Consider the following 12,424-nt stretch of genomic DNA (forward strand, 5'->3'; position numbering starts at 1 on the left):
GTCAGCGGGTCAGCGGGCGGACGTCCCAGAGCCAGACGTCGTCGACGCGGCGGCCCGGGCCGAAGCAGGCGTCCAGCGCCGAACGGAGCGCCTCGGCGCGGGGATGCCGCGGCAGCGCCACGGCGTCCGCCCGCCAGTGCCGGACGTCCCGCTCCGCCTGCGCGCGTTCCTCGGGGGTGATGGCGACCGGTGCCGGGCGTTCCCCGTTGGCCACCTCGGTCAGCAGGACCGCGGTGGGCCGGGGGTCCACCCCCCACCGGCCGGTGTCGTCGGTGGGCGAGGTCGGTCCGAGGAAGTAGCCCTGCGGCACGGCGAAACCGACGCCCGCGGCGGCGCCCCAACGCACCGAGGTCATGTTCTCCACCGGCACCGGCACGAGCGTCCGCCCGGGCGCCACGTGGTCCCGCCACCCGCCGGCGGTGACGAAGTCGGGCACCTCCGGGCGCCCCACGGCCGGCAGCGGGGTCGGCAGCAGCGGCACCAGGGCGACAGCCAGCGCCACCGCGACCACCGGCCGGACCGGCACGACGCCCAGCCGGGCCGGGACCCGGCCGGAGAGCAACCGGTCCACCACCACCGCGACGAGCACCCCGAGGGCGGCCGTGGTGATCAGCGCGAACCGGGCCACCACCATCGCGTCGACCACCGGCAGGCCGTTCAACAGGCGGAACGGGCCGGGGACCCCGGACCCGCGAACCGCCCAGTTGATCGTGTTGCCCAGCGAGAAGAGCGCGGCCAGCAGCGCCGTGAACCCCAGCACCCGGACCAGGTGCTCCCGCCGCAGCCAGGCCACCGCGGCGACGGCCCCCAGCACCAGCGGCCAGCCGTAGAAGCTGGCCTCCTCGGTCACGTTGGCGGCCAGCCGGCGGTCGCCCTGCGGGCCGCCGCCGAGGGACTCGGTCGCGTAGCTGAAGTAGGAGGCGAGCCGCAGGGCGTACTTGTCGGGGTCGGTGGGGTGCCCGCTGCGGTGCTGCGGGCCCAGGAACTGCATCCAGAGCGGGTAGGCGGTCACCAGCAGGGTCAGCGCGCCGGCGACAGCCAGCACGGCCAGCGCCCGGGGAGCCGCGGCCAGCGCCGCCCGGGGCCGGAACAGCACGTGCCCCAGCAGCGCCATCACGCAGGCCAGGGCGAGGATGAAGAGGATCTCGACGCTGACGAAGAACTGCGCGGAGACCAGCCCGCCGAGGATGAGCCCGTCGCGCAGCGGGCGCCCGCCACGGGTCAGCCGGGCCACCCGCCACACGATGAGCGGGATCAGCCACTGCGCGGTGATGTGCGGGTGACCGTTGCTGTGCGAGACCAGGGCCGGCGCGAAGGCGCAGCAGGCGGCGCCGACCAGCGCCGCCGCGCGGTTGCCGACCACGTGCCGGGAGAGCACCCAGTACCAGGCGAACCCGGTGCCGGCGAGGTTGAGGGTCATCAGCACCAGGTAGGACAGCGAGGCGCCGCCGAGGAGGGTGACCGGCGCGAGCAGGACGCCGGGCAGCTGGATGCCCACGTTGGTCATCAGGTTCACGCCGTCCGGCGCGTTCTGCAACCTCGTGAAGAACGGGTTCTCCAGGTTGGCCACCGCGTGCGCCGCGTGGGCCAGCATCCACTCGTTGAAGTCCTGGTCCGCCGGCTGCGCGCCGAGCACCCGGCCGCGCACGTCGCGCCAGCCCCGGGCGGTCACCCAGAGCGCGCCGGCGAGGAGGACGAGCACGGCGACGAGGTCCGGCCGGCGCCGGCGGGGCTCCCGGGGCGGATCAGCCGGCGCGCGCTCCTCGGCGGCGTGGGTGGACAGGTCGGTCGCCGGGGGTTGCGCTGCGGTCACGGTGCCCGATCCTACTCATGGCGACATGCTCCACAGTGCCCCCGCTCCGGCCACGTCGCCGCGCGCCCCGCGCACCGTCGCCGCCGGCGGCCAAGCCGTGCGGTCAGACCCCCACCTGCCGGGACGGTTCAGGAGCGCCGCCGTGTGTCGGGGCGGGCGGGTGGTCGGGCAGCAGCCGGGAGTAGACGCCGTCGAGCACCTGCGCCTGCGCCTCCCACGTCCACGACTCCAACAACCCCGGACGCTCGTACGCCTCCCGATAACGCCCCGGATCCGCCAACACACCCCGCACCACCCGCACGAAGTCCCCCACATCCTCCGCCCGGAACACCTCACCCTGCCCCGTCGACCGCACCGTCTCCGCCATCGTCCGCACATCACTGACCACCAACGGCAACCGCGCATGCGAATACTCGAAGAACTTCGTGATCAACGCGATCTCATGATTCGGCCAATGATGAATCGGAATGACCCCCACCGAAGCCCCCGACAAGAACGGCACCACCTGATGATGCGGCACGTACGACAACACGTGCACCCGCTCGGCCACCCCCAACTCACCCGCCCGCACCACCAACCCCTTCACGTACGGGGCGGCTGGGCGGGGCACCACCAGCGCCACGTGCGCGCCGGGCAGTTCGGTGAGCGCCTCGACCATGATGCCGAGGCCCCGCTGTTCCGCGGCGGCACCGCTGTAGACCAGCAGCGGCACGTCCGGCCCGATCCCGCAGAGCTGGCGGATGTCGGGCACCCCGTCGCCGCCGCCCGCCGCGTCCGCGCTGCTCGGGGTGTTCAGCACGACGGTGGGCTGCTCGGGCAGGTGGTGCCGCTCGCGCAGCAGGTCGGCCAGCCCGTCGGAGACGGTGAGCACCGCGTCGGCGTACGGGGCGTACTCCCGCTCGTGCGCCGTGTTGGCCGGCAGCCACCGGGGGCTGTCGTTCCAGCGCCGGATGCCGGGCAGGAACTCGTGGGCGTCCCAGACCAGCGCGACGCGCCGGCCCTTGGCGGCGGCCCGCAGCTTGGCCCGCGCGCCGACGCCGAGCATCCGGAAGTCGTTGGCGTGGATCAGGTCCGGCCGCAGCTTGTCGACCACCGGCCCGTAGGCCAGCTCGAAGTCCCACAGCGCCGGGTCGAGCCGGCGCCAGGCGCGGTCGCCGGCCACCGTCTGCCAGAACCGGGTGTAGAGCTTGTCCACGGGGGTGGCCAGGTCCTTGCGTACCTCCTGGGCCCGGCTGAGCTGGCGTCGACGCAGCGACACCCAGCGGCGCGACACCTTCGTCGCCAGCAGCTCGCCCCGCAGCAGCTGCCGGCTCAGCGTCAGCCCGGCGGAGGAACGCCCCTCCCCCCGGGCCTGGCTCAGCGCGCCGAGCCGCGCCTCCAGATCGGCGCGGCGGGCGCGCACCTCCTGCTCGCGCCGGGCGGCGATCCCGGTGGGCGGGTAGGCGAGCGGGCCGCGCACCCAGTGGCGGCGGAACTCGTGCGGCGGCCGGGCGAGCGACGTGGTCATCGGCAGCAGCCGGACCTCGGCCCCGCCGAGCTGCCAGGTCTGCACCTTGCCGGTCGCCGAGCGGCCCAGCAGGACCACGTCCCAGCCGGCCTCGGCCGCCGAGGCGGCGGTCTTCTGCACCCGGGAGTCGCCCTCGACGCCGTTGTCCACGAGCATGACCACCCGGCCCCGGGTGGCGGGGGCGGCCGGTCCGGCGGCGCCGTCGGTCATGGGTGCCTCCTCGGTCTGTGCGGCCCCCTCGGGCCCCGGCGAGTGTACGGCAGCGGCAGCCGCCCGGACGCCACGCGCCCGGTGCGCCGGGGCGGTCGACGGGGCCGCCCGGGGCACTAGCATGGCCCGGTGACCGCCTCCCACCCTGTCAACGTCGCGCCTCCCGTCGGGGCCGGCCCCGCACCGTCGCCGGCCCCGCACCGGTCGGACGGAACCGTCGCCACCGCGGGCCCGGAGGGCCGGACCGGCGGGGCACCACCGCGCGAGTACGGGCTGGACGCGCTGCGGTCGTGGCGATCTGCGGCGTGGTGGCGATCCACGTCTTCGGCGTCATCGTCGGCCAGGACGACCTGCGCGGCAACCTGGGCTGGTGGGTCGCCACCGCGATCGACATCGGGGCGATCTGGACCGTGCCCGCGTTCATCATGATCAGCGGCGCGTTCGTGCTCGACCCGCGGGCGCACCGGGCCGGCCCGGCCGCGTTCTACCGCAAGCGGTTCGCCCGGATCCTCCCCGCCATGATCGTCTGGCACGTGGTGTACGTGGTCGTGGTGCGGATGGCGATGCGGGGCGAGGAGATGAGCCTCACCCTGCTCACCCGGTTGCTGATCGACGGCAAGGTCTTCACCGCGCTGTACTTCCTCTGGCTGATCGCCGGGCTCTACGTGCTCGCGCCGGTCCTCGCGCCGTTCCTGCACGCCGGCGGGCGGCACCGCGCGCTGGTCACCGCCGGGGTGGCGCTGGGCTGGACCATGGTCGCGTACATGATCCCGGGCATCGCCCTGATCCTGGGCGACTCCCGGCCGAACATCCTGACCAGCTGGAACCGGTGGTGGCCGTACGTCGGGTTCTTCATCGCCGGTTGGGCCCTGCGCCGGGTGGTGCTCAACCGGCTCTGGACGGCGCTCGCCCTGCTCGGCGCCGGCCTGCTGCTGGCCGAGGCGATCTGGCAGTTCGGGGTGGCGCCCCAGCACCGCCTGCTCCAGGCCACCTTCCCGGTGATGGCGACCGGCACGCTGGTCGCCGCGGCCACCCTGCTGATCTTCATGGCCTCGGTGAGCATCGGGTCCCGGGTCACCTGGCGCCCCGCGGTGGGCCGCCTGGTGACCCGCCTCTCCGACGCCTCGTTCGGGGTGTTCCTGATCCACCTGCTGGTCTTCGAGGTCTTCCGGCAGCTGATCCCCGACGTGGAGGCCGGGCGGTCGCTGGAGGTCATCGGGCTGACCTACCCGGCCGTGCTGGTGATCTCCTTCGCCGTCTCCATGGTGGCGGCCCGGATCCCGTACGTGCGGGCGGTCTTCTGACCGGCACCCGCCGGCACCGACGGCGGCCCGGACGATTCCGATCGTCCGGGCCGCCGTCGTTCGTGGGTCGGGGCCGCTACGCCGACGGCCGCCCGCTCCCCGCGTGGGTGGGGAACGGGCGGCCGTCGCGTCGGAGCGGCGTGGCCTCAGCCGAGGAACGAGGTGAGCTGGCGGGCCGTCCAGGTGCCGTCGTGGTAGGTGCGGGCGTACTCGGCCGAGGCGAGACCGATCTTGGCGGTCGCCTCCCGGTCGTCGAGCAGGGACTCGACGACCGTGGTGAGGTCGGTCGGGGTGGCGTTGACGATCGGCAAGTCGCCGCCGACGGTCTTGGTGACCTGCTCGCTGAGGTAGGCCACCACCGGCTTGCCGGCGGCCATCGCCTCCACGGCGAAGGTGCCGAAGCTGCCGGTGGTGAACTGGTCGAGCACCAGGTCGCAGTCGCGGACCAGCTCGCGCATCTCCGCCCAGGCGACCCCCTCGGCCAGCCGCAGCTCGATGACGCCCCGGTCGTGCAGGGCCTGCATCGCCGGCAGGATCCGGTCGGTGCCCTTGGTCCACCGCTTGGAGGGCGCGTGCAGCACCAGCGGGCGGGCCCGCTGCATCACCGGCCGGTCACACGCCCACGCGTCGACGTCCACCACCAGCGGGGCCCACGTCGCCCACGGCAGGTCCTCGAGCAGGTCCGGCGTGGTCACGAAGGCCGGCAGCCCGGACTCCTCGGCCACCCGGCGGTTGCGCTCGGCCTTCTTGCGCAGCTTCGCCGCGATGCCGTCGGGGGCGTCCCGGAACAGGGAGAACTCGTGCCGCTGCTGGTGCCGGTCCGGGTGCCGGATCTCGCTGCCGTGCGCCAGCAGCGCGACCTTGATCCCGGCCTTACGCAGTGCCGGCAGGTCACCCTCGATGTTGTCGCCGTTGAGCTGGCCGAACAGCGGCATGAACGCGTCCACCAGCACGTGGGTGTACTGGCTGAGCACCCGGTTGAGCTGCTCCAGTTGGAAGTCGAGCTCCGGCTGGCGCAGCGAGTCGAGGTAGACGTCCGCCGGGTAGTCGAACGAGCCGGGCAGCTTGTTCATCACCACCTGCACCGACACGTCGGCGTTGTCCCGGCAGATGGCCCGGGCGAAGGCGGCGGCCTGACCGGCGTAGTTGGCCGGGCCGAGGCCGAGGCGGATCGACGTCTCACCGAGTTCGCGCCAGCCGCCCAGGGGCCGCGGCTCGGCGGTGCCCGCCGACGGCGCGGTGACCGGGCGCTCCTGCACCGTCCAGGGCACCTCGCGCGGGCCGGCCGGCGCGACGCCGGAGAGGTCCCGGTAGAGCTGGAGCAGCTTGCCGCTCTGCCGCTCCCAGGACAGCTCGTCGAGGATCGGCTCGGTGATGTGCGCGGCCAACTCGGCCCGGCGGGCGGTGGCCCGCTGCGTCGCCGCCACGAAGCCCGCCACGTCGCCGGAGGTGAAGGTCTCCCCGATGTCGTGCCCCTCCACGAACGCCCGGACCACCTGCACGTCGCTCGTGACCAGGGGAAGGCCGGCGTGCAGGTACTCGGAGACCTTCGTCGGCAGGGACAGCTCGCAGTTCGGGGTCCGCTGGAACGGGATCAGGCCGAGGTCGGCGGAGCTGAGGTAGTCGGCGACCTCGTACGGCGCGACGTAGGGGACCACGTGCACCCGGTCGCGCGTGCCGGCCGCCTCGGCGCGGGCGAGCAGGTCCTCCAGCAGCGGGGTCATCCGGCCGCTGACCAGGGCCAGGTGGTGCTCCGGCAGCTGCGGCAGCGCCGCGATGACGGTGTCCAGCCCGCGTTCCTTGCCGATCCAGCCCGCGTACACCATCAGGGGCACGCCCTCGGCGACGCCGGCGCGCTCCCGTACGGAGGCGGTCACGCTGCCGCTGCGGATGCCCTCGCGCACCGGCGAGTTCCCCACCACCATCGGGGTCTTCGGCAGCCCGTACTCGGTCTGCAGCTTCTCCGCGATCTGCTCGGAGACGGTGACCACCGCGTCGGCCCGGCCGATGAACTCCCGCTCGGCGGCCCGCACGCCACTGGCCTGCTGCGGCTTGGGCCAGGCGACGCCCTGCACGTACTCGTGGGCGTCGTAGAGCCAGACGCAGCCGCGCCCGCGCGCCCGCAACCGCGCGGCGCTCATCGCCGCCGTCGGGATGGTGTTGATGTCGTTGGCGTGGATGACGTCCGGTTCCAGCTCCTCGAGCACCGGCCCGAACGCCAGGTCGATGTCGACAAGCGTCGGCCAGTCGGTCCGCCAGTCGCCGGTCGGCGGCAGCGGCTGGGTGCTGTGGAACTGTTCCCAGCCCCACGCCCGCAGCCGGAACTGGTGGACCGCCTCGTGCGCGCGCAGCCAGGCGCGCGGCGGAGGGTTGCGCTTCGCCGTCTGCGACCGGAGCCAGGCCTGGTGCGAGGCGCGGTAGCGGGCCAGGGCGGACTTGTCCGGGATGCCGAACTGCGTCAGGGTGCGGCGGATCCGGTGCTCGCGGGCGGGCCGACGGGACAGGGTCTGCGGCACCGGAACCCGGATGACCTGGATCGGTCCCATGGCGGACCGCTCCGGCTCGCCCTTCTTGCGGCTGCTCCGGCCCACCAGGACCACGTCCCAGCCGTCCCGGGCGGCGGCGATGGCGGTCTTCTGTACGCGGGAGTCGCCGGTGATGCCGTTGGCGACCAGTACGACGAGCCGCGGCGCTCGGCGGGGCGTTGACATGCGCTGTCCTTAGGTGGGAGGAGGGCTGGCGGTGCGGGGTGCCGGACCGCGGCCCGCCGGACGCGGACCGCGGTCGCCCACGTCAGCGGGTGGGAACGGTGTCCCCCGCCGGGGACGCGGTGCCCGTACCCACGGTGATCGTGCTGCCGTCGGTCGCGGAGCGCAGGACGGCGCCGGCCACCTCGACCGTACGCAGGCCCTGGCGCAGGGTCACGATGTCGCTCTCCTTGCCCTCGACCGCGTCCCGGAAGCGCTCGTGCTCGACCAGCAGCGGCTCCCGCTTCGGGATCGCGTAGCGCACCATGTCGCCCTCGGCGACGCCCCGGAACGCGCGCAGCGCCTCCCACTCGGTGTCGATGGCGCCGTTGGCGTAGAAGGTGAGGTCGGCGGTGAGGGTGTCGGCGACGAAGCAGCCCCGGTCACCGGTGATCACCGTGGACCGCTCCTTGAGCGGGCTGAGCCAGTTGACGAGGTGGTTGACCATGGTGCCGTCGGCGAGCTGCCCCACCACGGCGACCATGTCCTCGTGCAGCCGGCCGCTGCGGGAGACCGTCCGCGCCGACACCGAGGTGTATTCCTGGCCGGTCACCCAGCTGGTCAGGTCGATGTCGTGGGTGGCCAGGTCCATCACCACGCCGACGTCGGCGATGCGGTGCGGGAAGGGGCCCTGCCGGCGGGTGACGACCTGGTAGACCTCGCCCAGCTCGCCCGCCTCCAGCCGCGTGCGCAGGTTCTGCAGGGCCGGGTTGTAGCGCTCGATGTGCCCCACCCCGGCCACCAGGCCGGCGGCCTCGAAGGCCTCCACGAGCCGTACCGCCGCGTCCACGCTCTGCGCGAGGGGCTTCTCGATCAGGGCGCTGACGCCGTTGGCGGCCAGCTCCAGGCCGACCTGCTCGTGCAGCGCCGTCGGGCAGGCCACCACCGCGTAGTCGACGCCGAGGGCGAGCAGGTCGCCGAGCTCGGGCACGACCGGCGCGCGCAGCGTGCCGGTCGTGTCGCCGGCCGGGTCGACGATGCCGACCAGCTCGACGCCGTCCAGGCCGGCGAGGACGCGGGCGTGGTTGCGGCCCATCGCGCCGAGGCCGATCAGGCCGGCGCGCAGCTTGCGGCCGGCGCTCACCGGGCACCCCCGGCCAGGTTCGCGCCCTCGGCGATGCGCTCCAGCTCGGCCTCGGTCAGCGAGGGGTGCACCGGCAGGGAGACGACCTCGGCGGCGGCGCGCTCGGTCTCCGGCAGGTCCCAGGGACCGGGCTTGCCGTCCTCGGTCAGGTAGGGCTTGAGCCGGTGGATCGGGGTCGGGTAGTAGACGGCGTTGCCGATGCCCAGCTCGGTCAGGCGCTGCTGGGCGGCGTCCCGGTCGCCCTGCACCCGCACCGTGTACTGGTGGTAGACGTGCCTGGCGGCGTCGGCGACCGGCGGGGTGACCATGCCGGTGATCTTCGAGTCGAGGAACTTGGCGTTGGCCCGGCGCTGCTCGGTCCACTCGCCGAGCTGGCCCAGCTGGACCCGGCCGATGGCCGCGGCGACGTCGGTCATCCGCATGTTCGCGCCGACGATCTCGTTGGCGTACCGCTGCTCCATGCCCTGGTTGCGCAGCAGCCGCAGGGTGCGGGCCAGCTCGGCGTCGCCGGTGCTGACCATGCCGCCCTCCAGGGCGTGCATGTTCTTCGTGGGGTAGAAGCTGAAGCAGCCGGCGGTGCCGAAGGCGCCCACCGGGGTGCCGTGCAGCGCGGCGCCGTGCGCCTGGGCGGCGTCCTCGACGACGGCCAGGCCGTGCCGCTCGGCGATCGCCATGATCCGGTCCATCGCGGCGGGGTGGCCGTAGAGGTGGACCGGCATGATCGCCACGGTGCGCGGGGTGACCGCGGCGGCGACCGCCTCCGGGTCGAGGCAGAAGCTGCCCGGCTCGATGTCCACGAAGACCGGCTCGGCGCCGACCAGCCGGACGGCGTTCGCGCTGGCCGCGAAGGAGAACGACGGCACGATGACCTCGTCACCCGGGCCGAAGCCGAGGGCCATGAGGGTGAGCTGCAGGGCGGAGGTGCCCGAGTTCACCGCGACACAGTGCCGCCCGGCGACCAGCTCGCCGAACTCCTCCTCGAAGGCCGCGACCTCGGGACCCTGCACCACCCGGCCGCTGCGGAGCACCCGGACAGCCGCTTCGATCTCGGCGTCGCCGATGATCGGCCGCGCTGGGGGAATGAACTCTGGGTGCGGCCCAGCCATGGGGCATCCTCCTGTGTCAGATGGTGCTCGGGTGGGGGTTCGGGGTGCGATACTAGCCCGTTGCGAATCAGGCCGAGACCGACGAGGTCAACGTTCACGCACCGGCCCGGTGGGGTTCAGAAGCGGTCAGGGACCGGGTGTCCCACACCGCTGGCTCGTCGAGGGACGGACCGGTACATGCTACCCGCAGGGCCGCGACGATCGCCGCGGCCATGCGCGTGATCTCCGGCGTGTCAAGAGGTGTCCGGGAAATGGCCAGCCGCCAGTAGACCGGCCCGACGATCAGATCCGCCGCGCCGCGCCGGTCGGCTCCCGCCGGCAGCTCGCCCCGCTCGACCGCCCGGCCGATCACGAGCTCGCCGACCCGGTCCTGGTAGCCGGTCAGCGCCCGCTGGAGGGTCTCGGCGATCTGCGGGTTGCGCGCCGCCTCGGCGAGCAGGTCCGGGATGATCTGCGAGGCGAGCGGGTGGCGTAGCGCACCGGCGGCCACGAGCAGCAGCAGCTCCACGTCCCCGTGCAGGCTCCCGGCGTCCACCATCGGCAGCTTGCGCCCGGCGACCGCGGAGACCATGTCCAGCACCAGCTCGAGCTTGGAGCGCCACCGGCGGTAGATCGCCGTCTTGCTGACCCCGGCCCGCCGGGCCACCGCCTCAATCGACAACCGTCCGTAGCCGACCTCCGCCAGCTCCTGCGTGACCGCGCGGCGGATGGCCGTGGTGATGTCGTCACGGAGCACCGCCGCACCGGCCGGCACCCGCCTCTTATCGGTCTTCACGTGCAACAATGTAGCGCAGCGACGGTACGGTTGCGTCCCGACGTGTTTTCCACTACGGTTCGCCCGGCGACGAGGCGGCGCTCCGCACTGGCCACGCTCTCCCGTCGTCGCGCGCAACCCGTTGGCACGAAAGAGATCGGAGCGCCTAACCATGGCCAACACCACGGTGGCGGACCCGGATGCCGGGCTCACCGGGGCCCAGCTCGCCCAGCGCTACGGTCTCCGGTTCGCCGGCGAACGGCCGTCCCTGGGCGAATACGCGGGGCAGCTCTGGCACTACCGGCACTTCATCGCCGCGTACGCCAACGCCAAGCTGGTGGCGTCGTTCAGCAACGCCCGGCTGGGACAGCTGTGGCAGGTGCTCACCCCGCTGACCAACGCGGCGGTCTACTACCTGATCTTCGGCGTGGTGCTGGAGCAGGACAGGACCCCGAACTTCATCGCCTACCTCTGCACCGGTCTGTTCATCTTCAACTTCACCCAGACCGCGGTGCAGAACGGCACGCAGTCGATCACCAGCAACCTGGGCCTGATCCGGGCCCTGCACTTCCCCCGGGCCTGCCTGCCGCTGGCCGTGACGATCACCCAGTTCCAGCAGCTGCTCGGCTCGATGGTGGTGCTCCTCCTCATCGTGCTGGTGACCGGCGAACCGATCACCCTGGCCTGGCTGATGCTGCCGCCGGCGATCCTGCTCCAGACGGTCTTCAACGCCGGGCTCACCATGGCGATGGCCCGGATGGGCTCGAAGCTGGCGGACCTCAAGCAGGTCATGCCCTTCGTCATGCGCGCCTGGATGTACGGCTCGGGGGTGCTCTACAGCGTGGATCTCTTCAGCGAGCAGCTGCCCTCCTGGGCCTCCCGGCTGGTCGAGCTCAACCCGGCGCTGGTCTACATCGAGCTGGCCCGGGTCTCGCTGCTGGAGAACACCCCGACGCTCAGCTCCTCCCTGCTCCAGCTCTGGGTGACGGCGCTGGGCTGGGCGATCGTGATGGGCGTCGGAGGTTTCATCTACTTCTGGCGAGGCGAACAGGAGTACGGCCGTGGTTGAGCACTTCGAGTCCTCCAACGACGTGACGGTGACGCTGCCCAAGGTGCAGGAGCGCATCCCCACCGTGGTGGTGGACGACGCACACGTCATCTACCGGATCCACAAGGGCGCCGGCGGGGGCGGTGGCCCGGTCGGCGCGCTCAAGCGGATCATGAGCCGCACCTCGGCGCCGAACGTCCGGGAGGTGCACGCGGTCAAGGGGGTCAGCTTCACCGCGTACCGGGGCGAGGCGATCGGTCTGATCGGCAGCAACGGCTCCGGCAAGTCGACCATGCTGCGCGCCATCGCCGGCCTGCTGCCGGTCAACCGCGGCGCGGTCTACACGCAGGGGCAGCCGTCGCTGCTCGGCGTCAACGCGGCCCTGCTCAACGACCTCTCCGGCGAGCGCAACGTCGTGCTGGGCTGCCTGGCCATGGGCATGTCACCCGAGGAGGTGCAGCGGCGGACCCCGGAGATCATCGACTTCTCCGGCATCAACCAGCGGGGCGACTTCGCCTCGCTGCCGATGCGCACCTACTCCTCCGGCATGGGGGCCCGGCTGCGCTTCTCCATCGCCGCGGCCAAGAAGCACGACGTGCTGCTCATCGACGAGGCCCTCGCCACCGGCGACAAGATCTTCCGCAAGCGCAGCGAGCGGCGGGTGCGGGAGCTGCGGGAGGGCGCCGGCACGGTGTTCCTCGTCAGCCACCAGCTCTCGTCGATCCGGGACACCTGCGAGCGGACGATCTGGCTGGAATCGGGCGTCCTGCGCATGGATGGCCCGACCGACGAGGTCGTCCGCGAGTACGAGGCGTTCAGCGGCAAGTAGCGCCCCGGCGCACGTACGGCAC

Annotated in this window: 9 protein-coding genes; 3 read left to right on the forward strand and 6 right to left on the reverse strand. The window is 73.0% G+C overall.

Translation table 11 applies throughout. The features are described 5' to 3' along the window. Position 1: 1 nt before the first annotated feature. A complete protein-coding gene (locus ACFHW0_RS12650) occupies positions 2-1,813 on the reverse strand; it encodes a hypothetical protein (RefSeq protein WP_416607471.1) in 1,812 nt (603 codons plus the stop codon). Between the two features lie 103 nt (positions 1,814-1,916). After that, positions 1,917-3,476: a glycosyltransferase family 4 protein gene (locus tag ACFHW0_RS12655; RefSeq protein ID WP_416607526.1), complete on the reverse strand. Its 1,560-nt coding sequence runs from the start codon at positions 3,474-3,476 to the stop codon at positions 1,917-1,919. A gap of 344 nt (positions 3,477-3,820) precedes the next feature. On the opposite strand from ACFHW0_RS12655, the gene ACFHW0_RS12660 reads away from it, so the two are divergent. Next, a complete protein-coding gene (locus ACFHW0_RS12660; RefSeq protein ID WP_416607472.1) occupies positions 3,821-4,834 on the forward strand; it encodes an acyltransferase in 1,014 nt (337 codons plus the stop codon). Positions 4,835-4,980: 146 nt separating this feature from the next. Here the strand turns inward: ACFHW0_RS12660 and ACFHW0_RS12665 are convergent, their stop codons facing one another. The 4 genes from ACFHW0_RS12665 to ACFHW0_RS12680 all read right to left on the reverse strand — a co-directional run bounded on the left by ACFHW0_RS12665 (position 4,981) and on the right by ACFHW0_RS12680 (position 10,546). Next, complete coding sequence (locus tag ACFHW0_RS12665) at positions 4,981-7,545, reverse strand: glycosyltransferase (RefSeq protein ID WP_416607473.1); 2,565 nt, start codon at positions 7,543-7,545, stop codon at positions 4,981-4,983. An 82-nt stretch (positions 7,546-7,627) separates the two neighbouring features. Beyond that, positions 7,628-8,665 (reverse strand): Gfo/Idh/MocA family protein, encoded by a 1,038-nt coding sequence (locus ACFHW0_RS12670; protein ID WP_366638948.1) that lies wholly within the window; start codon positions 8,663-8,665, stop codon positions 7,628-7,630. Next, positions 8,662-9,771, reverse strand: a complete 1,110-nt coding sequence (locus ACFHW0_RS12675) for a DegT/DnrJ/EryC1/StrS family aminotransferase (RefSeq protein WP_121395667.1) — start codon at positions 9,769-9,771, stop codon at positions 8,662-8,664. The genes ACFHW0_RS12670 and ACFHW0_RS12675 overlap by 4 nt, the downstream gene beginning before the upstream one ends. Before the next feature lie 94 nt (positions 9,772-9,865). Beyond that, positions 9,866-10,546, reverse strand: a complete 681-nt coding sequence (locus ACFHW0_RS12680; RefSeq protein ID WP_416607474.1) for a TetR/AcrR family transcriptional regulator — start codon at positions 10,544-10,546, stop codon at positions 9,866-9,868. A gap of 151 nt (positions 10,547-10,697) precedes the next feature. Between ACFHW0_RS12680 and ACFHW0_RS12685 the strand changes: the two genes are divergently transcribed. Next, the gene (locus ACFHW0_RS12685; protein ID WP_416607475.1) at positions 10,698-11,594 is read left to right on the forward strand and encodes an ABC transporter permease; all 897 of its coding nucleotides are present in this window, start codon (positions 10,698-10,700) and stop codon (positions 11,592-11,594) included. Continuing rightward, complete coding sequence (locus ACFHW0_RS12690) at positions 11,587-12,402, forward strand: ABC transporter ATP-binding protein (protein ID WP_416607476.1); 816 nt, start codon at positions 11,587-11,589, stop codon at positions 12,400-12,402. The genes ACFHW0_RS12685 and ACFHW0_RS12690 overlap by 8 nt, the downstream gene beginning before the upstream one ends. The last annotated feature ends 22 nt before the right edge of the window (positions 12,403-12,424 follow it).

The sequence above is a fragment of the Micromonospora sp. LOL_025 genome, from assembly GCF_048060285.1.
In the GTDB taxonomy this organism is placed as follows: Bacteria; Actinomycetota; Actinomycetes; order Mycobacteriales; family Micromonosporaceae; genus Micromonospora.

Excerpts from the sequence above, each read along its gene's own strand:
- ACFHW0_RS12655 (WP_416607526.1), bottom strand. The coding sequence starts at position 3,476 with ATGCTCGTGGACAACGGCGTCGAGGGCGACTCCCGGGTGCAGAAGACC.
- ACFHW0_RS12665 (WP_416607473.1), bottom strand. The coding sequence starts at position 7,545 with ATGTCAACGCCCCGCCGAGCGCCGCGGCTCGTCGTACTGGTCGCCAAC.
- ACFHW0_RS12675 (WP_121395667.1), bottom strand. The coding sequence starts at position 9,771 with ATGGCTGGGCCGCACCCAGAGTTCATTCCCCCAGCGCGGCCGATCATC.
- ACFHW0_RS12685 (WP_416607475.1), top strand. The coding sequence starts at position 10,698 with ATGGCCAACACCACGGTGGCGGACCCGGATGCCGGGCTCACCGGGGCC.